Genomic DNA, 23,350 nt, shown 5'->3' on the forward strand with positions numbered 1-23,350 from the left:
CTCCCGCTTGAGTGCGAAGCGCTCATAAAATGGGTCTGCTGCGCAGCCCAGCGGGAGCAAGCTCCCTCGCCACGGGGTTTAGATGTCCTTGAGCGACCGTACCAGGCAATAAACGCAGGGCCACCGAGGACCAATGATCATGTTCGCCGAAGTCCGTACCTTCAATGATCCTCAGCAACACGCCGGTTCGATCCTGGGCTGGCAACAAGTCTATGACCAGCTCGGGCGTGGATGTCTTTCCAGCGAGCTGCGCCAGGTGTGCGCCGAACGTTTCCAGATTTTCCAGGAGGTGCTGGATAAACGCGTGGTGCAGCACGGTTGCGCGCCAAAAGGGCGCTTGTGCATTGCCATGTCGCTGGGCGGTGCGCCGGTGGTCCAGGGACACCAGGTGGGCGCCCACAGCGTCGTATTGTTGCGCGATGGCGAGGACTTCGTCTTGCACGCCCCGGAGGGCATGCATTTCTTCGCGGCCAATGTCGACACGGTGCGGTTCGCCAAGCTGGCGGCCTACGAACTGTCGAGCGAACAGCTCAAGCGTTTGAAAAACGTGTCCCAGGTCAGCGTGGATGAGGTGGTGCTGCGCCGCGTGCAACAACGCATCCAGCTACTGTTTCGTCGCCTTTTGGAACAGGCGGACGCCGTCAATCCTGCTTCGGAAAAAATCCTCGAAGACGTTCTGCTCAATGCCTTTCTCGACCTGTTCAGCCACGCCTCGGACGAGGTGCGCGGCCGACGCGGCAACTTTGCCGTCAATGCCTACCTGGTCAAGCGTTGCCAGGAGCTGGTCGTCGCCAGTGCCGATGTGCCCTTGAGCATTCTCGACTTGTGCGAGCAATTGCGGGTCAGCCGCAGGACCCTGCAGAACAGTTTCCAGGCGGTGACCGGGATGCGCCCGGTGGAGTACCTGCGCAACCTGCGGCTCAATGCGGTGCGCCGCCGTTTGATTTCCACCCATGCGGCGGCGCAGAACGTCAGTGAGATCGCCGTCGAGATGGGGTTTTTCCACCTGAGCCATTTTGCGTTCCATTATCGGGCGCTGTTTGGCGAGTCACCCTCGGATACGCCCAGGGCGCCGGCATGATGAGCCGCCGTTTGCGGTGTTACCGAAGCACCATCGCGCACTTATAAAGGGCAGCCGCTGAGCTGTTTGGTAGCACAGGGCTGCAGCCCCGCCTGTGGCAGGGCTCACGGCAGCCAGTCGCTTCTCCTCGGTAAATTCCTTCAAATCAAACGCTTGCACGATTGCGTGAGAAGTTGGCACGTATTCTGCCTTTTTGAATCCATGGATAATTGGATACAAAAATGCAGAGGGTGCTGCCATGCAATTTGCTCCGACATACGCTGAACGCCCGCCCATGACCGCCGAGGAGGAGGCCTACAACTTCCTGCTCGATGCCATTTGTGGTGGTCGGTTACGCAAGGGCGACCGGTTGATTGCCGAGGACATTGCCAACGAGATCGGCATGAGCCGGATGCCGGTGCGCGAGGCCTTTCGCCGTCTGGATGCCCAGGGCCTGGTGACCCTGCGACCCAATCGCGGCGCGGTTGTCAGCGGCCTGGACATTGATGAGCTGCACGAAGTCTTCGAAATGCGCAGCGCCCTGGAAGGCCTGGCGGTTCGTGTCGCGACAGCACGCATTGGCGAGCGCCAGTTGGCCGCCTTGGAGCGCTTGCTGGACGAGATGGACGACTACCGCGAGGAAAGCGCCGAGTGGGTCAGTCGCCATCGCGCCTTCCATGAATACCTGTGCAGCCTCAGCGGTCGCCCGCGATTGCTCAAGCAGATCAGCGCGCTTTATTCCCTGATCGAAGCGCCCATGCGCCTATGGCTGCAGCATGTGGAAAAACCCCTGAGTGCGCGTCAGGAGCACATGTTGATCCTCGACGCCCTGCGTGCGGGCGATGCCGAGAAGGCCGAGGCGGTGGTGCGTGCGCACATCGAAGGCACCGTTCCTGAATTGATCGAGTTCCTGCAATCGAAAAAATAACGAGAGCAGGCCCCGAGCCTGCCCGTGTTCTGACTTTGAGTACTGCCCGTTACCTACTGAACTGGAGTGTCTGGTCATGCATAAGCCTCGCCTGTTGGTTGCCGCTTTATCTTTGGGTTTCTGTGCGCAATGGGCGGTTGCCGCGCCCGTTGTCCCGGAGCGTTTGCTCAAGGTCGACAAACTCGTCTACTGCTCAGGTATGGATTCGCCGCCGCTGGTGTCTTTTGATGAGGCGCAGAAACCCAAGGGATTGACCGTGGACCTGGGGCTGGAAATCGCCAAGCGCCTGGGTGACAAGAAGGTGGAGTGGCGGGTCATTCCCTTTTCCGGATTGCTCCCCGCGTTGCTGGCTCGCCAGTGCGACATGATCGTTGATCAGTTGTTCGACAAGCCCGAGCGCCGCGAGGTGATCGACATCGTCAACTACATGTATTCCAGCCAGGCGGTGGTGGTGCCCAAGGGCAATCCGAAGGGCCTCAAGACACTGCCGGATCTCTCCGGGCACAAGGTCGCGGTGCTCAACGGTTCCACCATCAAGACCCTGCTCGACACCGAGAACGAAACCCTGGCCAAGGCCGGCAAGCCGGCGATGAAGCTGGTGGTCTACAACACCGACACCGATGCCTTCCAGGCCCTGCGCATCAGCCAGGTCGACGCCTACGGCACCACCGTGGAAACCGCCGGTTACTACGCGGCCATGGCGCCCGACCTGTTCGAGGAAGGCGTGCCGGCCTTCAGCCGGATTCTCACCGGCCTGGGCATTCGCAAGGACGATCCGCAACTGACCGCCGCCGTGCAGCAGGTGATCGGCGATATGCGCAGCGATGGCAGCTACAACCAACTGCTGGGCAAATGGCATGTCGCCAGCGATACGCTTGATTGAGGTGAACCATCGATGAGTTTCAATTGGGATGTGTTCTGGCAGTACCTGCTGCAGCCCAGTGGGGTGTACCTCACCGGGCTCTGGCTGACCTGCCTGATCAGCGTGCTGGCGATGCTGCTGGGCTGTGCCCTGGGGCTGGCCGCCGCGTTGCTGCGGTTGTCGAGCAACCCCTTGCTGCATTTGCCGGTGCGCTTTTACGTGTGGCTGATGCGCGGCACGCCGTTGCTGGTGCAGATCGTCTTTCTCTACACCGCGCTGGCCGCCGGCGGGATTTTCCGCTTCGAAGACATCGACCTGTTCGGCCTGGTGATCCCCGGCAATATCCAGGCGGCGATCATTGCCCTGGGCCTCAACGAAGGGGCCTACATGGCCGAAATCATCCGCGCCGGCATCGGCTCGGTGGACAAGGGCCAATACGAGGCCGGACGTTCCCTGGGCATGACCTTCGCCAAATTGATGCGCCGCATTGTCCTGCCCCAGGCGTTCCGGGTCATCGTTCCGCCGCTGGGCAACGAGTTCAACGTGATGCTCAAGAACACCACGCTGGTCAGTGTGATCGGCGTCCAGGAACTGTTGCTCAGCACCCAGATGGTCACGTCGGCGACGTTCCGGGTGTTCGAGCTGTACCTGGTGGTGGCGATCTACTTCCTGTTGCTGACCACGTTGTGGGGCTTTTTCCAGCGCTGGCTGGAGACCCGTTTCGGCCAATCGGATCGGCCTTCGTCGCCACCGCCGGCGTCGACGCGGATGTTCGGTCGCAGCACCCTGAATCTGCTGAGGGCACGTTAACCATGGCGCATAAAAGCGAAGAGCTGATCATCGAGGCGCTGGACGTGCACAAGTCCTTCGGCAAGCTGCAGATTCTCAAGGGCATTTCCCTGCAAGTGCGGCGTGGCGAAGTGGTGGTGCTGATCGGTGCGTCGGGCTCCGGCAAGACCACCTTCATTCGTTGCATCAATCTGTTGGAAGACATCCAGGGCGGACGCATCCGCGTCAATGGCCGGGCCATGGGGTATCGCGAGCGCGCCGACGGCAGCCTGGTGCGTGAGTCGGAGCGCAACATCGCCCGGCAGCGGCGGGACATCGGCATGGTGTTCCAACGCTTCAACCTGTTCCCCCACATGACCGCCCTGGAAAACATCATCGAGGCGCCCATCCAGGTGCTCGGTGTGCCGCGTGCTGTTGCGTTGGAACAGGCCCGCGGGTTGCTGGAGCGGGTCGGCCTGGCGGAAAAAGCCGATCACTACCCGTCGATGCTTTCCGGCGGCCAGCAACAACGGGTGGCCATTGCCCGGGCCCTGGCCATGAAGCCCCAGGCCATGCTGTTCGATGAGCCCACCAGTGCCCTCGACCCGGAGACCGTCGGCGAGGTGCTGCAAGTGATGAAGGAGTTGGCCGAGGAGGGGATGACCATGGTCGTGGTGACCCATGAGATGGGCTTCGCCCGGGAAGTGGCCGACCGTGTGGTGGTCCTGGACCAGGGCGAGCTTATCGAGCAAGGGCCGCCAGAGCAGATCTTCTGTCACCCCGTTCACCCGCGGACCCGGGCTTTCCTCAGCCGGGTGCTATGACCCCTGCAAGGTTGTCTACGCCTTGAGTCCGGTCAATCAATTCCTGTATTGAAGAGCTTTCTCCATGCTGACATTTTCTGCCCACGAATACCCTTATCCATCCCAACGCCAGAGCGTTTTCGCCCGCCGGGGCATGGTCGCCGCGTCCCAGCCCCTGGCGGCCCAGGCGGGCATCGAGATCATGCAAAAAGGCGGCAATGCCATCGACGCCGCCATCGCCACGGCAGCGGCGCTGACGGTGGTGGAGCCCACTGGCTGCGGCATCGGCGGTGACGCCTTCGCCCTGGTCTGGTGCAAGGGCCAGCTACACGGCCTCAACGGCAACGGTCATGCGCCAGCGGCCTTGAGCATCGAGGCGGTCAAGGCCGCCGGTCATGAGCAGATGCCCACCTATGGCTGGACACCGGTGACCGTGCCGGGCTGCCCATCGGCTTGGGCGCAGTTGTCGCAGCGCTTTGGCAAACTGCCCTTTGCCGAGCTGCTGCAACCGGCCATCAGCCTGGCCCGGGACGGCTTTGCGCTGTCGCCGGTGGTTGCCCATCAATGGCAGATCGCGCTGAACGAGTTCACGCCCCATCGCGATGCCGTCCTGGAGGCCTGGTTCGAGACTTTCCTGATCGAAGGCCGGGCGCCACGGGCCGGGGAGATTTTTCGCAACCCGGCCCAGGCGCGCACGCTCCAGGAGTTGGCCGACACCGGCTGCGAAAGCCTCTATCGCGGTGCGTTGGCCGAGCGCCTGGACGCCCACTCCCGGGCCAGCGGCGGCTACCTGCGCGCCTCGGACCTCAGGGATTATCGCGCCCAGTGGGTCGACCCCATCCACGTCAATTACCGAGGCGTGGATGTCTGGGAAATCCCGCCGAGCGGGCAGGGCCTGGTGGCCTTGATGGCGCTGAAGATATTGGAAGGTTTCGACTTCGATCAGCGTGACAGCCAACAGACCTGGCATCGTCAACTGGAAGCGATGAAGTTGGCCTACAGCGACGGCCTGCACTACATCACCGACCCCCTGCACATGCGCGTGGCGGTGGCTGACCTGCTCAGCGATGACTACAGCGCCCGTCGGCGCGGGCAAATCGGCGAACAGGCCCGACCGCCCAAGCCCGGCGATCCCCACGCCAGCGGCACGGTGTACCTGGCCACCGCGGATGGGGAAGGCAACATGGTTTCGTTCATCCAGAGCAACTACCATGGGTTCGGCTCCGGCGTGGTGTTGCCCGACAGCGGAATCGCCCTGCAGAATCGCGGGCAGGAGTTCAGTCTCGATCCGAGCCACGCCAACTGCCTGGCCCCGGGCAAGAAAACCTTCCACACCATCATTCCCGGGTTCCTTACCCGTAATGGCGAGGCCCTCGGCCCCTTCGGCGTGATGGGCGGCTACATGCAGCCCCAGGGGCATGTGCAGATGGTCATGAACCTGGTGGATTTCGGCCTCAACCCGCAAGCGGCCTTGGACGCACCGCGTTGGCAATGGCTGGGAGACATGAAGGTCGGGATCGAACACGGGGCTTCACGGGACCTGGCCAATGCCCTGGCGCGACGGGGGCACGAGGTGCAGATCGCCAGCGACCTGACCGACTATGGGCGCGGCCAGATCATCCTGCGCAACCCGGTCAGCGGTGTGCTGTGCGGCGGGACTGAACCCCGGGCGGATTCGCATATTGCGGTGTGGTGATGAGCGCCGGCAAACGGGTTTCACTCATCGGCCATGCCTGAGTGGATCTTGATGACGACCTTGCCCTTGGACCGTCCTTGCTCGACGTAACCCAGGGCATCGGCCGTCGCGTCGAAGGCGAAGGATCGGTCAACCACCGGCTTGAGGCTGCCGGACTCGACGAGCGTGGTGATCTCACGCAGTTGAGGACCACTGGCCCGCATGAACACGAAGGCGTAGCTCACCCCCTTTCGGCGGGCCTTGCGGCGTATGCCGCTGCTCAGCAGGGCCATGATCAGCCGCAGCGGCCAGGACAAGCCCTGGGCCTTGGCGAACTGTGGGGTGGGTGGTCCCGAGATGGAAATGAGCTGGCCGCCGGGCTTGAGGATCTTCAGCGACTTCTCCAGTTCATCGGCGCCCAAGCTGTTCAACACGACGTCATAGTCCTGCAGAACGCTTGAGAAATCCTGCTGTTTGTAATCGATGACAACGTCCGCTCCCAGTGCTTTGACCCAGGGCACATTGGCGGTGCTGGTGGTGGTCGCAACGAAGGCGCCGAGGTGTTTGGCCAGCTGGATGGCGAGGGTGCCGACGCCACCTGAACCGGCGTGGATGAACACCTTTTGGCCTTTCTTCACCTGGGCGGTTTCAACCAGCACCTGCCAGGCCGTCAGGGCGACCAAGGGCAGGGCGGCGGCTTCCTCCAGGCTGACGTTCGTGGGTTTCAGGGCCAGGGCATTTTCGTTCACTGCAATCTGCTCGGCGAAGGTGCCGATGTGCCCATCCGGGGCGCGGGCATAGACTTCATCCCCCGGTTTGAACTGCTGGACACGGGATCCCACCCGCATCACGACCCCGGCCACGTCGTGCCCCAATACCAAGGGAAACGAGTAGGGCAGGATCAGCTTGAATTCGCCTTTGCGGATCTTTGAGTCCAGGACGTTGACGCCGGCGGCATGCACGCGGACCAGAACATCGTGGTCAGCCATTTCAGGCGCTGGCACGTCGCCGATACGTCCACTGTGCTTGCCGTAGCGGTCGATTAAAAATGCCTTCATGGTGCTTTGCTCTCATAAGGGATGCCGCGGACTGGTCATCCGGCCAGGCATCCAGGGATGCCAGCGCTGTCCTTCGCGCTGGCGCCCGCTGAACGATGGTTACGCCAGGTCTTGATAGCGCTCGGCAACCTGGGACTGCTTGATTTGCCCAAGCAGGCCTTGGCGCGCCGCCTGCAAGGCATCCCAGCGTGCCTCTTCCTGCAGCGGCGGGATGGTCACCGGCTCGCGACGGTCAAAACCGACCAGCGCGGCGTCGACCAGGTCACCGACTTCCATGACTTCATTCAAGGTGTTGATATCGATGCCCGCGCGCTCCCAGATTTCGGTACGGGTCGCGGCCGGCAGGACGGCTTGCACGTAGACCCCTTTAGGCGACAGTTCCAGGCTGAGTCCCTGGGAGAGGAACAACACGAACGCCTTGGTCGCGCCGTAGACCGACATGCCGAATTCCGGTGCCAGGCCGACCACGGAGCCGATGTTGATGATCGCACCGTCACCCGCTTTGACCAGGCGAGGGGCAATGGCGCTGGCCAATCGGACCAGTGCGGTGGTGTTGAGCGACACGAGGTTCGCGACGCTGTCGGTCGACTGCTCGATGAAAGTGCCGGACTGGGCGGCGCCGGCGTTGTTGACCAGGATACCGATGCTGGCGTCGTCCCGCAGCCGGGCTTCGACTGTCGTCAGGTCGCTGATCTGGGTCAGGTCGGCCTGGAGAATGTCGACGGCAACATTGTGTTCGTTGCGCAGCTTGGCGGCCAGGGCTTGCAGGCGCGCATTGTCGCGGGCCACCAGGACGAGATTGTGGCCGCGTTGCGCAAAGCGCTGGGCGTAGGCTGCGCCGATGCCGGTGGAAGCGCCAGTGATGAGAACGGTTGTGTGAGTGTCCATGGGGATTTCTCTTCTTCAAGGGGATGAGCCGCCGCCTGACGAGCACGGCTTTCCATTAGGATGATGATCGAAATCTAAACTGTCAACGAATTTGATTATGCTCGACATCTATGTATGATGTTAGGGTGATTTTCGAGCAGCACGAGGAGTGGAAAATGCGGGTGACCAAGGCTCAGGCCCAGGCAAATCGGGAGCACATCGTCGAGACGGCGTCTGTCTTGTTTCGCGAGCGAGGCTTTGACGGCGTGGGTGTGGCGGATCTGATGGCGGCCGCCGGGTTCACCCATGGCGGTTTCTACAAACATTTCGGCTCCAAGGCCGACCTGATGGCCGAAGCGGCCGCGCGCAGCCTGGCGCAATCGCTGACCAACAACGCGGGTCTCGATGTGCCGGGGTTCGTCAACCTTTACGTGTCCCGCAATCACCGTGACGCCCCGGGTGGCGGTTGCACCATGGCGGCACTGTGCGGGGACGCTGCTCGTCAATCGCCCGAGCTGAAGGCGACTTTTTCCAGCGGCATCGAAAATATGCTGGCGGCGCTCGAGAGCCGGTACGAGACCGGGCAAGACGCGCCGCAGGCAGAGGTCAGGGCGAAAATGCTCGACATGTTGGCCCATGCCGTTGGCGCGATCATGTTGTCGCGGGCCTGCCCGGACGATTCCGCCCTGGCTGATGAAATCCTCGAGGTCTGCCGCGCCCGGATCATCGCATCACTGCCGCCATTGCCGGCGCAGCAGCCTTGACGGATACCGATTGGCCTTAGAGCGACGCCCTGACCCCCAGTGGGCAATCTTGCTGTGCAGCTACGCCGACATCGACGAGGCCAAGTTGCGCGAGCACCTGGGGTACTGCTCGGCTTGCCACGCATCCCGTCCACCGCCGAAGACGCCCACGTCGACATGGTCGGAGTCATCGGTGCCTTGGTGGCTGAAGAGCGCCGACGTGAACGCGAAGGCGGCCCGCGCTTGCCGCTGCGTCCAGACCATGGGCATCAACTGCTTGATGATCAGCACCGCAAAAGCAATCCCGGCTACTCACTGATCGGCCGCCTCAAGGGCCTGGCGGGTGGAACTGGCCGTGGTGTGGCCCAGGAACCCCGTGGTGAGGAAGGTGAATTCCTGTGGGGTTATCGGGCTAAATGCATTTCCCTGTGGGAGCGAGCTTGCTCGCGAAGCGGTATGTCAGCCTGCAAAGATATTGACTGTGCCGCCGCCATCGCGAGCAAGCTCGCTCCCACAATGGCTCAGCCTTCGAGCCCGCGCCGCTCGATCACGCCGAACACATCCGCCACATCCTGCACCAGGATCCGGGCGACATTGGTGATGGTGTTGATGTCGCGAGTTGCCGAGTCGCTCAGGCTGGTGCAGGCCACCAAGGTCAGGTAGTCGAGCGTGGCGTGCAGGCGTTCGCTGGCACAGGCATGGAGTTCGGGCAGTGGAGCGTGGGTGTCGATCAGCAGGACGGGGTGGGTGTTGGCGGTTGGGGTGAGAGGTGTGAAGCGTTGATCGCGTTGATTCATGGCAATAGTTACTCATTCTTCGTATCAAGAAAAAGCTACTTTGATCCGCTGCGAAACGAATGGGTGGTAGCTGCGCGTGGGTTCGCAGACCGAGGATACGAAGGAACCCGGCAGACCCGAAGATCTCCCACACACAGCCACCATAAAATGACGTCGAACGCCAAAGGCGCTCATTGTCACTTTTATGATGCTTGGTTGCTACCGTATCTGTCGGGCTGCGAAACCCAGCCACTGACCAAAGCCAGCGACGAGCCCAACTATAGAAGTCGATCCCGGTACCCACAACCGGCCTGTAGGACGCTCCCGCCCCCCGTGGCGAGGGAGCTTGCTCCCGCTCGGTGGCGCAGCCGCCGTAAAATCGGTGCCGGCGGTCTGTCTGGCGAAACGCGGCGGCCGGTTTGGGGCCGCTTCGCAGCCCAGCGGGAGCAAGCTCTTATAGAACAAAATTTATCTAATTGATTTTAAAGATAAATTATTTGCCGATTTATCGGCATGTTCTCTGCGCGACAGCGCAGCCTCATCGCAGGCTGCGGGATCTCCCTCGCCACAGGGTGTAAATTCCTACGAGATTTTAGGACGGCCAATCACCGTCACTGCGCATATCGAGAGGCTAATTCACATTCCTATTTGGACAGGTGACATGGTTCCCTGTGGCGAGGGGATTTATCCCCGCTCGGCTGCGCAGCAGTCGTAAACCGGCCAACGCGGTTCACCTGTTGCAGCGCGGTGCCTGGTTTTGGGGCTGCTTCGCAGCCCAGCGGGGATAAATCCCCTCGCTACATGGAGGCACAGGAGCCCTCTAACGACAGCCGCGGAAAAACGCCCTGATATCCTCCGCCAACAACTCCGGCTGTTCCAACGCAGCAAAGTGACCACCCCGAGGCATCACGGTCCAGCGTTTCACCTCGCAGCAACGTTCCACCCAGCTCCGTGGTGGCATGGGCAGTTCCTTGGGAAACAGCGCGACTCCAACCGGTGGCTTCAAACGTTCGCCGCTGTTGAACAGCAATGGCCGCTTGCTGCCTTCCACATACTGACGAAACGACGAACCGATACAGTGCGTCAGCCAGTACAGCGTCACATTGGTCAGTAACCATTCACGATCGATGGCGGGGCTGTCATCACACCAGGACAGGATTTTTTCCCCCATCCACGCCAACAGCCCTGCCGGGGAGTCATTCAGGCCCACCGCCAGGCTCTGGGGTTTGGTTCGCTGAATGTGCCCATAGGCGCCTTCGGCATCGGCAAATGCCGCCGCGCGTTGCAGGAAGGCCGTTTCTGCCTCGGTTGGCGCTGGCTCGTTTTCGCCCATGGGAGGGCGATAGGAGCCCGGAATATAGTTGAGGTGAATGCTCGTCACCCGCTCGGGAAAACGCACGCCCAACCACATCGAAACGCCCGCGCCAATGTCCCCGCCCTGGACGCCGAACCGTTCATAACCCAGCCCGCTCATCAACTCACTCCACAAGCCCGCCACTTCACAGGGCCCCATACCGGATTGCTGGAACGGCGCGGAAAAGGTGTAGCCGGGCAGCGACGGCGCCACCACATCGAAGGCGTCCGCAGGATCACCCCCATGGCGGGCCGGGTCCGTCAGCAGCGGGATGATGCGCTGCATCTCGATGAAGGAACCAGGCCAGCCATGGGTCAGGACCAACGGCATCGGTGCCGGGCCGATACCCCGTTGATGAATGAAGTGCACCCTTTGCCCACCGAGGTCGGCGACAAATTGCGGCAAGCGATTGAGCACCGTTTCCTGGGCGCGCCAATCGAACGTGTCCGACCAATAGGCGAGCAGTTCCCGCAGCACCTCCATGTCCATGCCTTCGCGCCAACCTTGCCCGGCCAGAGGTTCTGGTAACCGGGTGTGCTTCAGACGGTGCCGCAGGTCTTCAAGGGCGTGTTCCGGGATGTCGATAGCGAAAGGTTCGACGAACATGTTCCGTCCTATTGTCAAAATGACTTCCATTGCATGGCAAATCAGTTGCCGGCATGGCCCGCGCGCAGCTAGTGTAGCCCGCTGGCCGTGCTTGACGCTGGGTGGGTACAGCAACTTGAAAACGGAAGTTTCTAACGAAGGAGTGGTACATGGCACGCTATTTCAAGAGCCCGGACAGTGATCAAGGGATGGCTGGGGCTACGGCGCTGCTGCATGTCGTTTACTGTTTCATGATCCGCAAGATTGTCGCGCAGGATTACTTGCGCAAGGGCTGGATCGAGGTCGCTGATCCGAAAGCGGTTGAGACTTCGGTGCATTGATGGCGTTTGCCAGAAAATGAAGGCCCCCCTCAACGCCGCCCCGTCCGCGTACTCACATCCACCCACACCGCCAGCACCAGAATGCTGCCTTTGACGATCATCTGCCAATAACTGTCGACATCAAGCATGGACATGCCATTGTCCAGGCTGGTGATGACCAACGCGCCGAGAAGGGCGCCGTAGACCGTGCCGGAGCCGCCGCGCATGGAGGTACCGCCGATGAAGCAGGCGGCGATGGCGTCGAGCTCGCCCATGTTGCCGGCCGAGGGGGAGCCGGCGGCCAGGCGTGCGGTGTTGACCACGCCGGCGAGGGCACACATCACGCCCATGATGCCGAAGATCCACAGCTTCACCGCTTGCACGTTGATACCGGACAGGCGCGTGGCTTCCATGTTGCTGCCCACCGAGTAGACGCGTCGGCCGAACACGGTCTGGCTGGTGACGTAGCTGAACACCCCCAGCAGGATCAGCAGGAGCAGCACCGGTACCGGGATGCCGTCGTAGCTGTTGAGGGTATAGACGAACCCGGCCAGCACCGCGCCGATCACCACCACGCGCAACACGTCACGCACCAGGGAATGAGCCGCGAGGCCATGGAGGGCGCGGTTGCGCCGCTGTTTCCAAGTCAGGAACAGGGTCAGGGCGAACAGCAGGATGCCAAGCCCGGTCCCGACCGTGTGCGGCAAATAACCTTGGCCGACGTAGACCAGTTCCGGTGACACCGGGGCAATGGTGGTGCCGCCGGTCACTCCCAGCAGGACGCCGCGAAACGCGAGCATGCCACCCAGCCCGACAATGAACGACGGAATGCGCAGGTAGGCGGTCATGTAGCCGTTGGCCAAGCCGATCACCAAACCGCACAAGGCCACCAGGCTCAAGTTCGCCAGCAGCGGGATGTGATAAACCACATCGAGGATCGCCGCCAGGCCCCCCAGCAGACCAAGCAGCGAGCCCACCGACAGGTCGATCTCGCCGCTGATGATCACCAGCACCATGCCACAGGCGAGAATCCCGGTGATGGACATCTGCCGCAGCAGGTTGGAGAGGTTGCGCGGGGTCACGAACCCGCCGTCGGTCTGCCAACTGAAGAACAGCCAGATGATCGCCACGGCGATCACCAGGGCGAGCATTTTGTAGCGGGAAAACAGCTGTTTGACCTGATTCATCTAAGCGGACTTCCGATCATTATTGTTATGGCCGTCGGGATGGCTGAGTGCGGCGGCGAGCACTTGTTCCTGGGTGAGTTCGTGGTTGATGAAGTCGCCGCGCAACTGGCCATCGCCGATCACCAGGACGCGGTCGGAGACCCCAAGCACCTCGGCCAGCTCCGAGGAGACCATGATGATCGATACGCCTTCGGCCGCCAGGGCGCCCATCAGCTTGTAGATCTCATACTTGGCGCCGACGTCCACACCGCGGGTCGGTTCGTCGAGGATCAGCACGCGGGGCTTGGTCAGGAGCATTTTCGCCAACACGGCTTTTTGCTGGTTGCCGCCGGAGAGGCTGGTGATCGGCAGGAACGGGCTCGCGGTCTTGAGGTGCATGCGCGCGATTTCCTTGTCGATGCTGCCCAGTTCGGCTTCGGCGTCGATGCGGGTCAGTTTCGAGTAATTGTCCAGCACCGCCAGGGTGATGTTCTGGCCCACGCCCAGGTCCGGAATGATGCCTTGGCGCTTGCGGTCTTCGGGGACCATGCACAGACCGGCGCGGATCGACTTGAGGGGCGTGCGCGTGTCGATTTGCTGGCCGTTGAGCCAGACTTCGCCCTCGTAGCGACCGGGGTAGGCGCCGAACAGCGCCGAGACCAGTTCCGTACGACCGGCGCCGACCAGTCCGGCGATGCCAAGGATTTCCCCGCGCTTGAGGACGAAGGAAATATCGTCGACCCGTTTGCGCTTGGGGTTGTCGACGTCGTAGCAGGTGACGTGGCGCGCCTCGAAAATCACCTCGCCGATGTCATGGGGTTCGGTGGGGTAGAGGTTGCTCATTTCCCGTCCGACCATCTGGGTGATGATCTTCGGGATGTCCATGTCGGTCATGGCGGTGGTGGCGATGTGTTTGCCGTCGCGGATCACCGAAATGGTGTCGCACACGGCGGCCACTTCATCGAGTTTGTGGGAGATGTACACGCAGGCAACGCCCTTGGCCTTGAGGTCGCGGATGATGTCCAGCAGCACCTCGATTTCCGAGCGGGTCAGGGCCGAGGAGGGCTCGTCGAGGATCAGCAGCCGGGCTTGCTTGTTCAGTGCCTTGGCGATCTCCACCAACTGCTGGTAGCCACCGCCGTACTGGGAAACCGGCAGCGACACGTTCATGTCCGGGACCTTGAGTTCACGCATCAGGGCTTCGGCGCGGTGGATCATCGCCGGATAGTTCATGCGCCCGCCGGGCAGGGTCAGCTCGTGGCCCATGAAGATGTTTTCCGCCACCGACAGGTCGGGGACGAGGGTCAGTTCCTGGTGAATGATGACGATCCCGGCGGCTTCGGTTTCGCTGATGGATTGCGCCTTGAGCGGCTGGCCGTCCCAAATGATCTCGCCTTCCCAGGTGCCGTGGGGATAGACCGCCGACAACACTTTCATCAGCGTGGATTTGCCCGCGCCGTTTTCACCGCACAGGCCGACGCATTCCCCGGGCCTGACCTTGATGTCGATGCCGTTCAGGGCTTTGACACCGCCAAAGGTTTTGACGATGCCGTTCATTTGCAGCAGGTAATCGGACATGGCGAAGGCTCGTGAAAAAGGGCTCACACAGAGGCAGGAACCCTGAAGTCAATCAGCTCCTGTGGGAGCGAGCAAGCTCGCTCCCACAGGGACTTTGCTTAACCCAGGACGTGCACCCAGGTCACTGCCCGGCGATCTGCGCTTTGGTATAGAACCCGTCTTTTTCCAGCAGGTCGATGTTGTCCTTGGTCAACGGCGTGGGGGTGAGCAGGATGGTGTCGACTTTCTTGCTGCCATTGTCGTATTGCGAGCTGAAGGCCGGTTTCTCGTTACGCGCCAGTTGCACCGAAAGCTTGGCGGCTTCGGAAGCGATCAGTTTCAGTGGCTTGTAGACGGTCATGGTCTGGGTGCCATCGATCACGCGCTTGACCGCCGCTAGGTCGGCATCCTGGCCCGAGATCGGCACCTTGCCGGCCATTTTCTGCGCGGCCAGGGCCTGGATGGCGCCGCCGGCGGTGGCGTCGTTGGAGGCGACGATGCCATCGATCTTGTTGTTGTTCCGGGTCAGGGCGTTTTCCACGATGCTCAAGGCTTCGGTGGGGTTCCATTCCTTCACCCACTGCTGGCCGACAATCTTGATGTCACCCTTGTCGATGGCCGGTTGCAGCACCTTCATCTGGCCTTCGCGCAGGACCTTGGCGTTGTTGTCCGTGGGCGCGCCACCGAGCAGGAAGTAATTGCCCTTGGGCGCGGCTTTGAGCACGCCACTGGCCTGCATCTCGCCGACTTTTTCGTTATCGAATGAAATGTAGGCGTCGATATCGGCATTGAGGATCAATCGATCGTAGGACACGACCTTGATCCCGGCCTTCTTGGCTTCGGCGACGGCGTTGGTCAGCACGGTGGCGTTGAACGGCACGATGACGATCACATCGACGCCACGGGAGATCAGGTTTTCGATCTGCGAGATCTGCTTCTGCTCGTTGGCATCGGCAGACTGGACGAAGACCTTGGCGTCGAGTTTTTCCGCCGCCGCGACGAAGTAGTCACGGTCCCGCGACCAGCGTTCCAGGCGCAGGTCATCGATGGAGAAACCGATTTTCGGATGGGCCGCATCGGCCATGACCGGAAGCGAGAGCAGGGCGAGGGCGCCGGCGAGCAGGGTACGTTTGAATGTTTTCATGTAGTGCGTCCTTTTATTGTTGTTTGAAAGACACTGCCTGACGATGAGCGTGATACCGGGTAGAACTGTAGAGCGTTGCGAGGCGCCGTGGGCACAGATTTGTCGCGAGAATGTAACGGCCTCTTTGGTGGGGCAGACAAATCAGTTTGTTCTTCCGGGGGCTGCTTCGCAGCCCAGCGGGGATAAATCCCCTCGCCACATTTGTCAGGGGTAGATAAACCGATTGACCACGTTCTCGAGCATTTCCTGGCGACCGCTGACAGCCTGGGGATTGAGCTCGTTGTTAAAGGCGTGCTCGGCCAACGATTCCAGGCTGAAGTCGCCGGCCAGCACCGCCTTGCCAAACGGTTGCTGCCAGCCTGCGTAGCGCTGGTCCTTGAACTGTTGCAACTGATCGTTCTGTACCATGGCTGCCGCGCGCTCCAGGGCGAGGGCGAGGACGTCCATGGCGGCGACATGGCCGTGGAACAGGTCGATATCGTCCAGGCTCTGGCGCCGAACCTTCGAATCGAAGTTGAACCCGCCATTGCCGAAGCCGCCAGCCTTGAGGATTTCGTAGGTGGCCAGGGTCATTTCTTCGACGCTGTTGGGGAACTGGTCGGTGTCCCAGCCGTTTTGCGGGTCGCCGCGGTTGGCGTCGATGCTGCCGAAGATCCCCAGGGAGACGGCTGTGGCGATCTCGTGATGGAAGCTGTGCCCGGCGAGGGTGGCGTGGTTGGCTTCGATGTTGACCTTGATCTCGTTTTCCAGGCCGAACTGCTGCAGGAAGCCGAACACCGTGGCGCTGTCGTAATCGTACTGGTGCTTGGTCGGCTCCTGGGGCTTGGGTTCGATCAGCAGGTCGCCTTTGAAGCCGATCTTGTGCTTGTGCTCGACCACCATGCGCATGAACCGGCCCAGTTGCTCGCGCTCGTGTTTCAAATCGGTATTGAGCAGGGTTTCGTAGCCTTCGCGACCGCCCCACAATACGTAGTTGGAGCCTTTGAGGCGTTGGGTGGCGTTCATGGCGCTGAACACCTGGGCGGCGGCGCAGGCGAACACTTCCGGATCGGGGTTGCTGGCGGCGCCTGCGGCAAAGCGCGGGTTGCTGAAGCAGTTGGCGGTGCCCCACAGCAGCTTGATCCCGGTCTGCTCCTGATGGCGTTCCAGGTGGTCGATCATCTGGGCGAAGTGGTTGCGGTACTCCTTGAGCGAGCGACCTTCCGGGGCGACATCGGTGTCGTGGAAGCAGTAGTAGTCGATGCCCAGCTTGGAGAAGAACTCGAAGGCCGCTTCGGCCTTGCCGATGGCCACTTCCATCGGATCCCCGGCGTGCTGCCATGGGCGCTTGAACGTGCCGGCACCGAACACATCCGACCCCGGCCAGACGAAGGTATGCCAATAGCAGACCGCCATGCGCAGGTGTTCGCGCATGGGTTTGCCGAGCACCAGTCTGTTGGCGTCGTAGTGACGGAAGGCAAGCGGCGAATCGCTGGCGGGGCCCTCGTAGCGAATCTTGTCGACACCGGGGAAGTACGGCATGTGCGGGTTTCCTTTTTATTCTTGGCGGTGTCTCGATACTAACGCCGGCCCCGTGGCTGCTGATTATGAAAATCACCAACGGGCAGTTCGATTTTGAGTATTGAGATTCGTCGGCCGCGCGCCTAGTCTGTGTCCACCGGCACAGGGTTAAACCAATGAAAACCGTCCCGCCCGTTCACCGCATCGCACTGTTGTTCAACGGCAGCAAGATCTACGACCGCGGCATCATCAGCGGTATCGGCAACTACTTGAGCAGCACGCGTGCGTCCTGGGACTTGTTTCTCGAGGAGGATTTTCTCTGCCGCTTGAAAGGCATCGAGCGCTGGCAGGGCGACGGGATCATTGCCGACTTCGACGACCCGCTGATCGGCGAGGCGCTGGCCGGGATCAAGCTGCCGGTGGTGGCGGTGGGCGGTTCCTATCAGGATGAACGCGCCTACCCGAAGGGCATTCCCTATGTCGCCACCGACAATGACGCGTTGATGAGGTTGGCCTACGAGCACCTGATCGAGGCCGGGCTGACCCGCTTCGCCTGTTTCAGCCTGCCTGAAGCACAAGCCAATCGCTGGGCCCAGGAACGGGAGAAAGCCTTTCGCCGGCTGGTGCAGCGCGACGGCCTGCCGGCCGAGGTCTATCGCGGCATGGGCACCAGCGCACCGCTCTGGGACAGCGCCGTCGAACAGCAGATCGCCTGGCTGCAAAGCCTGCCCAAGCCCATCGGCATCATCGCCGTCAGCGATGCCCGCGCCCGGCAACTGCTGCAAGCCTGCCTGACCGCCGGGATCGCCGTGCCGGAGCAAGTGGCGTTGATCGGCATCGACAACGACCCGCTGACCCGCAGCCTGACGCGGGTGCCGTTGAGCTCGGTGATCCAGGGCACCGAGACCATGGGCCGCACCGCCGCACGCCTGCTTCACCAAATGCTGCACGGCATGCCGTCCACGGGCACACAGATTCTAATTCCACCTGATGCGGTCAATGTGCAGGTGTCGAGCCTGCATCAACCATTGGGCAACCCTTATGTCATGCAGGCACTGCTCTTCATCCGCCAATACGCCTGCCAGGGCATCAAGACGGCCCAGGTGGCGGCTTATGTAGGGATATCGCGCTCATCGCTGGAAGCGCATTTTCGCAAGGAACGGGGCTGCAGCGTCCACGATGAAATCCTGCGCTTCAAACTGACCGCCGCCGCCAACGGGCTGGAAAACACCGACGTGCCGATTGCCGACATCGCCCAGAATTGCGGCTTCAAATCGGCGCAATACCTGCACACGGTGTTTCGCCGCGAATTCGGCTGCACGCCCCGGGAGTATCAGCAGGGGGCAAGTGCGGGAACTCAATGACTCGCCACAAGGGGTACACCACCGCGTCGTCCTTGTGGCAAGGTTGCGGGCTTCATCGAATATTGAGGGACGGATGGAATGACGCTCAGGGTCATGGTGGTCGGTGGGTATGGAAATTTCGGCAGTATCGTTTCCAGGCACCTGGTGGTGATGCCAGGCGTACAGCTGGTGATTTCGGGGCGCGACGGCCAAAAACTGCAGCGCAAAGTCGATGAGTTGAACGCCCGATCGGGCACGGTATGTGAAAGTTGGTGCGGCGACGCCATGGGCCCAGCCTTCAAATCTGTCCTTGGCTTGATGAACATCCAATGGGTCATCCATACCGGCGGCCCCTTTCAAGGGCAATCCTATGCCGTCGCCGAGAGCTGCATCGACGCTGGCGTGAATTACTGCGACTTGTCGGACAGCAGAGCCTTCGTCACCGGCATTGGCGCACTCGACACCCGGGCAAAACAGGCAGGCGTGGCGATCCTCAGTGGTTGCAGCTCAGTGCCGACGCTCTCGGCCGCCCTCATCGATCAGCAGCGGCATCGCTTTAAACGCATCGACACGATCGAGCATGGTATTTCCTCTTCGGCCAAAATGCCGGGGTTGTCCACCGTCGAAGGCGTTCTCGCCTATGCGGGTAAGCCGATCAGGCAACTCAGGAATGGCCGGGTGCATGAGGTTCTGGGATGGCAGGACCTGACGCTTCGCAGAATGCGCTACATGGGCACCCGGGTACTGGCCAATGTCGACGTGCCGGACATGGATATCTTCGCCAGCCGCTATGGTGCCCAGAACCTGAGCTTCAAGGCCGGCGCAGGCCTGAAGCTCGGCGGTATTGCCAACTACCTGCTGGCCCAGGCAATGAGGATGGGGCTGGTGCGCGACCATCTCCCTTGGGCGGCCAGGCTTCATCGGTGGGGGCTCTGGTTCGAACGATTTGGCGATGGCAAAAGCGCAATGTACATCGATGTCCATGGCATCGGTGCCGATGGCGAGCCGCTGTCGTTGAACGTGCAGCTCACCGCCATGAACGACAAAGGGCCGGAAATTCCCAGCTGTGCAGCCGTTGCCTTGGCGGCAAAAGTTGCCCAAGGGTATCTGCCCGAACCCGGCGCTCGGGCCTGTGTGGGTGAAATCACCGTCGACGAATACCTGGCCGCCATCAACGATCCGCAAAACCTCAGCCTGTCCGTGCATTTCTCTGACGGGCAGGGTTGACCATGCTCTATCTGTGCTTGAAGTACATCCATGTGATCGCTGCCATTTTCCTGTTCGGCTTCGGCATGGGATCCTACCTCTACCTGATCGCCGCCAGCCGCACCGCCAATCCGCAGGTCATTGCCCATGTGGCCAGGACGGTCGTCCGGTTCGATACCTGGATTACCACGCCGGCGGGTTTCATTCAGATAGTGACGGGTTACCTGCTAACGAGACTGGCCGGACTTCCCCTGACCACGGAATGGATCATGACGTCGTTGATCATTTTCCTGTGCGTGGGGGCGTTGTGGCTGCCTGTGCTGGTGTTCCAGAAGCGCTTGTACGTGATGGCGTCGAGCGCGGCGAGGGATGGACGCACGCTCGAAGATCGATACTCAACCGTGTATCGGAAGTGGTTCTGGATGGGGGTTCTGGGCTTTTTGGGGATGTTTGTCATTGTGCTGATCATGGTGACGAAGGTGACGCCACAGCAGTGGGTCGAGCGACTCCTGGTCTAAATATCGATCCGTTGCACCGGGTTGTTCTCTGGCGTGGATACCTTCAAGAAATGTCGTTCATGATCCGGATGTCGAGCAGGACCATTGTCTCGCCTGGCTTGAGCAAGGGGCGAATTTGGGCGATGGGGATGAATGTGTGTCTAACACGATGACTTCAAGGGCATGATCCGATCCATGAGCGATGACACCTACACCCTGTACATGCGTTTCCAGACGCCCGATCCTGACATCGGCCCTCGGGAGCGGGCGCCGATGCTTGCTCAGGAGCAGGCCTGGGCGCGTGAGCGTGCGACCATGCATCGCTTCAGCTGGATCATGGTGCTGGTGCCGCCGTTGTGCCTGGGCCCGGTGTTGCCGGGCATCGCGTTTTTACTGGGACTGTTGGTCTATCAGGGGTTATCCGCCCCAGGCGTCGATCTTGACCGGATCGTGGGGGATTCCCTTGGCTGGCTTGTGCTCGTCACCTTGCTGTTCATGGCCGCCTGGGTCCTGCATAACTACTTGCGCGATAAGCGCGACCCGACCAAGCGTTATTGGCAATCGATGCCCGATCAAGGGCTGGTCGAACTCGAACACCACACCCTCATCCGCGGCATCAGCCTGTGGTCCAACGACTATGATCCGGACTGCAACACCCTCATGCAATGGACCGACGGCAAGCTGAAATGCGTGCAAGACAGCGGCGTGTCGCAATGGATCCTGGCCCGGACCGCAGCGGGGCATTGGCTGGTGCTCAAGGAGCAATATCCGGGCAACTTCAGCTACGCACGGGTAGGGCAAATGCCTGCATCGGACAAGCTGCTGCAACCCCGGAAGCAACTGGCGATTGCTTTCGCCCCCGGTACGAACCTGCAGCTGGGCCGGCGTTTCGACGGTGCGCCGATGCCATTGGTGGATACGCCGTACTGGATGTCTGCCGATGAGCTCAAGCGTCTGGAGGAGGCCGCCCATCACTGGAGTTTTTTACCGCCGAACCGCTACGGGGTGGTCAATGACCAGGACGCCGCCTGGGTGCAACGGCTGGTGGACAGGGCCCAAGCCAGTGTCGGGCCGCAGCCGGCGATAGATCGCAGCCCAGCCCGGCGGGAGCAATCGCCCTCGCCACCCTGAATCGAACACACGTCCCGTACGTCCGGCCTGTCACTGAAGCCACGTGTCCACCACCCGCCGATCCAGCTCCTCCCAATCCGCCATGCCCAATACCCGGGTGGTATTCAATCCGCGCAGATAACCGCGCAGTTGATTGGCCGTGGCCCGCTTGAGCTCCTGGTCGGGTTCTGTGTTGCCCAACAGCACGCTTTCGTACTGGATCAAGTAGTCAGCCACCCGCTCACGGAAATCGGGCAATACCGCGTCGCGAATCAGATCAAACGTTCTCATGGATAGGCCTCATCACTCTTTCTCGGCTTGCAACTATTGCTAGGAGTAATAGTGACCATTACCAAATGCAAGTTCTGCTTTGCCGGCAATCATTGGAAAATCAGCGCCATCGAACACGCAGCCCCGTATTTATTTTCAGGACCCTGACCCATGCGCCGTTTATTTTTGCTGCCCCTGGCGTTTTCCCCATTGTTGCTGGCCGGTTGTGCCTCGGCACCGAACGATCCGACCCTGACCTTGCAAACCAGCAAGACGCCGGCCCAATACGCCGAATGCGTCGTACCGAAATTGCAGGGCAACGCCTTGAACCCGGTGGTCTCGCAGACCCAGCGCAGCTACCGCATCGTGGTGCCGAGCAAAGTGTCGGCGGATAACGTGCTGGAAGCCTACAAGGCCGGCGATGGCGGCAAGGTATTCATCTACGAGCGGCACTTGCTGGCCTCCAACCTCCTGCCTTCGAGTTTCGAACGCGCCGCACAGGAATGCATCTGACCGGCCCGTAAACGCTTTTCCACCGTGCTCCTTTGGTTGGCCGCAACCAACCAATTTCCCTTGCCCCGCACCGTCCTCGGTCGCGGGGCTTTTTTTTTGCCTGCCGGTTCACGTTAGCCAATCGTCCGCCCGGATGAACTCGATGAGCGCTTTCAGGGCCGGTGGCACATGGCGTCGGTGCCGTTGAATGCGGGGTGAACTGGATCGATACGGCGGCGGTTTATGGTTTGGGCCATGCCGAGCAACTGGTCGGGCAGTTGTTGCGTCGGCTGCCGAATTCGACCCTTCCTGCCATTGGGCATGGGCACGAATGTCCCAGGGAGCGCTTGACCGTTTATCGTGCAGGCGCTCGCTGGAATGAGCGGGTTTGACGCTTCGCTGCATAACCGGCAATATCTGCTCGTTTGTGATCATTAGTGCTCGTTTATGCAGGTTGTACGTCATGACTTCTCCCCACGAAGCGTTCCCCGGTGAACGCCAGCAATTGATCAGCCAGCGTCTCGCCCGGTATGGCCGGGTGATCGCGGCTGACCTGGCCAGCGAATTCAATGTGTCCGAACACTCGATCCGGCGTGACCTGGGGGTATTGGCAGCGGCGGGGTTATGCAAGCGTGTTTATGGCGGCGCGATACTTGTGCCGGCTGCCGAAGGGTCGCTGGATGTACGCGTGCGTAAAGACCCGGTACGCAAGGGCAGCCTCGGCCAAGCGGCCGCTGCATTGCTGCGCGCGGGCCAGCACGTGTTCATCGATGCCGGGTCGACCAACTTGGCGATTGCTGGCGCCATTGATCCGAGCCTTCAGTTGACCCTCTCCACCAATTCGCCATTGATTGCGGTTCAGCTGATGAAACTGCCCCGTGCTGAAGTCATTCTCCTGGGGGGGCGCTTGAATCCAATCGCGGGTGGTGTGATCGGGCTGACGGCAGTGGAGCAATTGCGCCAGTTCAGTTTTGACGTGTGTTTTCTGGGTGCCTGCGCCATCGATCCAGACAATGGGGTCACGGCATTCGGCCTGGAGGACGCAGAGTTCAAGCGCGCAGTGGTGGTGGCGAGTGGGCAAGTGATTACTGCGGTGACCAATGAAAAGCTGTCCAGCGTTGCTCATTATCAGGTGGTTTCTTGTGAGGAGGTCGCCGCCCTGGTGGTGGAGCACGATGCGCCACGTGAGCGGCTGGAGCCCTTCTACGGCCGGGTGACCAACGTCGTGACAGGTGTCCGTGAGCAACGGCGTAGCTGATGCCTTTG

The 23,350-nt window shown here is 61.3% G+C and carries 23 protein-coding genes and 2 pseudogenes; 16 read left to right on the forward strand and 9 right to left on the reverse strand.

Going from position 1 to position 23,350, the window contains the following annotated elements; genetic code table 11:
* Window positions 1-139 precede the first annotated feature (139 nt).
* The 6 genes from BM321_RS25620 (at window position 140) to BM321_RS25645 (ending at window position 6,117) form a co-directional block, all read left to right on the forward strand.
* Complete coding sequence (locus tag BM321_RS25620) at window positions 140-1,081, forward strand: helix-turn-helix domain-containing protein (RefSeq protein WP_092445640.1); 942 nt, start codon at window positions 140-142, stop codon at window positions 1,079-1,081.
* Between the two features lie 238 nt (window positions 1,082-1,319).
* The gene (locus BM321_RS25625) at window positions 1,320-1,988 is read left to right on the forward strand and encodes a GntR family transcriptional regulator (protein ID WP_072410018.1); all 669 of its coding nucleotides are present in this window, start codon (window positions 1,320-1,322) and stop codon (window positions 1,986-1,988) included.
* Window positions 1,989-2,064: 76 nt separating this feature from the next.
* Complete coding sequence (locus BM321_RS25630; RefSeq protein WP_092326229.1) at window positions 2,065-2,871, forward strand: ABC transporter substrate-binding protein; 807 nt, start codon at window positions 2,065-2,067, stop codon at window positions 2,869-2,871.
* 12 nt (window positions 2,872-2,883) lie between these two features.
* Window positions 2,884-3,660, forward strand: coding sequence for an amino acid ABC transporter permease (locus BM321_RS25635; protein WP_092445577.1), 777 nt, complete (start codon window positions 2,884-2,886; stop codon window positions 3,658-3,660).
* A gap of 2 nt (window positions 3,661-3,662) precedes the next feature.
* Window positions 3,663-4,442 carry an amino acid ABC transporter ATP-binding protein gene (locus BM321_RS25640; RefSeq protein ID WP_092445579.1) on the forward strand — a complete coding sequence of 260 codons (780 nt, stop codon included), beginning with the start codon at window positions 3,663-3,665 and terminating at the stop codon, window positions 4,440-4,442.
* Between the two features lie 64 nt (window positions 4,443-4,506).
* The gene (locus BM321_RS25645) at window positions 4,507-6,117 is read left to right on the forward strand and encodes a gamma-glutamyltransferase family protein (protein ID WP_092445581.1); all 1,611 of its coding nucleotides are present in this window, start codon (window positions 4,507-4,509) and stop codon (window positions 6,115-6,117) included.
* A 20-nt stretch (window positions 6,118-6,137) separates the two neighbouring features.
* Here BM321_RS25645 and BM321_RS25650 read toward each other — a convergent pair whose 3' ends face one another.
* Together BM321_RS25650 and BM321_RS25655 are read right to left on the reverse strand one after the other, a co-directional pair.
* Window positions 6,138-7,154, reverse strand: a complete 1,017-nt coding sequence (locus tag BM321_RS25650) for an NADP-dependent oxidoreductase (RefSeq protein ID WP_092445583.1) — start codon at window positions 7,152-7,154, stop codon at window positions 6,138-6,140.
* A gap of 99 nt (window positions 7,155-7,253) precedes the next feature.
* Window positions 7,254-8,042 carry an SDR family NAD(P)-dependent oxidoreductase gene (locus BM321_RS25655; protein ID WP_092445585.1) on the reverse strand — a complete coding sequence of 263 codons (789 nt, stop codon included), beginning with the start codon at window positions 8,040-8,042 and terminating at the stop codon, window positions 7,254-7,256.
* 155 nt (window positions 8,043-8,197) lie between these two features.
* Here BM321_RS25655 and BM321_RS25660 point away from each other — a divergent pair, with 155 nt between their 5' ends.
* Together BM321_RS25660 and BM321_RS30715 are read left to right on the forward strand one after the other, a co-directional pair.
* Window positions 8,198-8,785 (forward strand): TetR/AcrR family transcriptional regulator, encoded by a 588-nt coding sequence (locus tag BM321_RS25660; protein ID WP_092445587.1) that lies wholly within the window; start codon window positions 8,198-8,200, stop codon window positions 8,783-8,785.
* Window positions 8,786-8,926: 141 nt separating this feature from the next.
* Window positions 8,927-9,106: pseudogene (locus BM321_RS30715) on the forward strand (mannonate dehydratase); the annotation flags it as partial.
* Window positions 9,107-9,285: 179 nt separating this feature from the next.
* Here the strand turns inward: BM321_RS30715 and BM321_RS25670 are convergent.
* Together BM321_RS25670 and BM321_RS25675 are read right to left on the reverse strand one after the other, a co-directional pair.
* Complete coding sequence (locus BM321_RS25670) at window positions 9,286-9,561, reverse strand: fructose-bisphosphate aldolase (protein WP_092445589.1); 276 nt, start codon at window positions 9,559-9,561, stop codon at window positions 9,286-9,288.
* A 799-nt stretch (window positions 9,562-10,360) separates the two neighbouring features.
* A complete protein-coding gene (locus tag BM321_RS25675; RefSeq protein WP_092445591.1) occupies window positions 10,361-11,500 on the reverse strand; it encodes an epoxide hydrolase family protein in 1,140 nt (379 codons plus the stop codon).
* 149 nt (window positions 11,501-11,649) lie between these two features.
* Between BM321_RS25675 and BM321_RS30625 the strand changes: the two genes are divergently transcribed.
* Window positions 11,650-11,820, forward strand: a complete 171-nt coding sequence (locus BM321_RS30625) for a hypothetical protein (protein WP_175534967.1) — start codon at window positions 11,650-11,652, stop codon at window positions 11,818-11,820.
* Between the two features lie 29 nt (window positions 11,821-11,849).
* Here the strand turns inward: BM321_RS30625 and BM321_RS25680 are convergent, their stop codons facing one another.
* The 4 genes from BM321_RS25680 to xylA form a co-directional block, all read right to left on the reverse strand.
* Window positions 11,850-12,986 carry a sugar ABC transporter permease gene (locus BM321_RS25680; RefSeq protein WP_092326244.1) on the reverse strand — a complete coding sequence of 379 codons (1,137 nt, stop codon included), beginning with the start codon at window positions 12,984-12,986 and terminating at the stop codon, window positions 11,850-11,852.
* Window positions 12,987-14,543, reverse strand: a complete 1,557-nt coding sequence (xylG, locus tag BM321_RS25685) for a D-xylose ABC transporter ATP-binding protein (protein ID WP_092326245.1) — start codon at window positions 14,541-14,543, stop codon at window positions 12,987-12,989. It abuts the gene before it with no gap.
* 121 nt (window positions 14,544-14,664) lie between these two features.
* The gene (gene xylF / locus BM321_RS25690) at window positions 14,665-15,666 is read right to left on the reverse strand and encodes a D-xylose ABC transporter substrate-binding protein (protein ID WP_092165548.1); all 1,002 of its coding nucleotides are present in this window, start codon (window positions 15,664-15,666) and stop codon (window positions 14,665-14,667) included.
* A 204-nt stretch (window positions 15,667-15,870) separates the two neighbouring features.
* Window positions 15,871-17,187 carry a xylose isomerase gene (gene xylA / locus BM321_RS25695; protein ID WP_092445593.1) on the reverse strand — a complete coding sequence of 439 codons (1,317 nt, stop codon included), beginning with the start codon at window positions 17,185-17,187 and terminating at the stop codon, window positions 15,871-15,873.
* Window positions 17,188-17,342: 155 nt separating this feature from the next.
* Between xylA and BM321_RS25700 the strand changes: the two genes are divergently transcribed.
* The 4 genes from BM321_RS25700 (at window position 17,343) to BM321_RS25715 (ending at window position 21,343) form a co-directional block, all read left to right on the forward strand.
* Complete coding sequence (locus BM321_RS25700) at window positions 17,343-18,530, forward strand: XylR family transcriptional regulator (RefSeq protein ID WP_092445595.1); 1,188 nt, start codon at window positions 17,343-17,345, stop codon at window positions 18,528-18,530.
* Between the two features lie 78 nt (window positions 18,531-18,608).
* Window positions 18,609-19,736, forward strand: a complete 1,128-nt coding sequence (locus BM321_RS25705; protein WP_092445598.1) for a saccharopine dehydrogenase family protein — start codon at window positions 18,609-18,611, stop codon at window positions 19,734-19,736.
* Between the two features lie 2 nt (window positions 19,737-19,738).
* A complete protein-coding gene (locus tag BM321_RS25710) occupies window positions 19,739-20,233 on the forward strand; it encodes a DUF2269 family protein (protein ID WP_092445600.1) in 495 nt (164 codons plus the stop codon).
* A gap of 174 nt (window positions 20,234-20,407) precedes the next feature.
* Window positions 20,408-21,343 carry a hypothetical protein gene (locus BM321_RS25715; protein ID WP_092445603.1) on the forward strand — a complete coding sequence of 312 codons (936 nt, stop codon included), beginning with the start codon at window positions 20,408-20,410 and terminating at the stop codon, window positions 21,341-21,343.
* A 30-nt stretch (window positions 21,344-21,373) separates the two neighbouring features.
* Here the strand turns inward: BM321_RS25715 and BM321_RS25720 are convergent, their stop codons facing one another.
* A complete protein-coding gene (locus BM321_RS25720; protein WP_092326251.1) occupies window positions 21,374-21,613 on the reverse strand; it encodes a hypothetical protein in 240 nt (79 codons plus the stop codon).
* Window positions 21,614-21,763: 150 nt separating this feature from the next.
* Between BM321_RS25720 and BM321_RS25725 the strand changes: the two genes are divergently transcribed.
* The 3 genes and pseudogenes from BM321_RS25725 to BM321_RS25735 all read left to right on the forward strand — a co-directional run bounded on the left by BM321_RS25725 (window position 21,764) and on the right by BM321_RS25735 (window position 23,342).
* On the forward strand, window positions 21,764-22,105 hold the full coding sequence (locus tag BM321_RS25725) for a YajG family lipoprotein (protein ID WP_092204573.1): 342 nt from the start codon (window positions 21,764-21,766) through the stop codon (window positions 22,103-22,105).
* A gap of 179 nt (window positions 22,106-22,284) precedes the next feature.
* A pseudogene (locus BM321_RS31425) lies at window positions 22,285-22,401 on the forward strand (aldo/keto reductase); the annotation flags it as partial.
* Between the two features lie 146 nt (window positions 22,402-22,547).
* Window positions 22,548-23,342 carry a DeoR/GlpR family DNA-binding transcription regulator gene (locus BM321_RS25735; RefSeq protein WP_092445607.1) on the forward strand — a complete coding sequence of 265 codons (795 nt, stop codon included), beginning with the start codon at window positions 22,548-22,550 and terminating at the stop codon, window positions 23,340-23,342.
* The last annotated feature ends 8 nt before the right edge of the window (window positions 23,343-23,350 follow it).

Source organism: Pseudomonas sp. NFIX10 (genome assembly GCF_900111955.1).
In the GTDB taxonomy this organism is placed as follows: domain Bacteria; phylum Pseudomonadota; class Gammaproteobacteria; order Pseudomonadales; family Pseudomonadaceae; genus Aquipseudomonas; species Aquipseudomonas fluorescens_AA.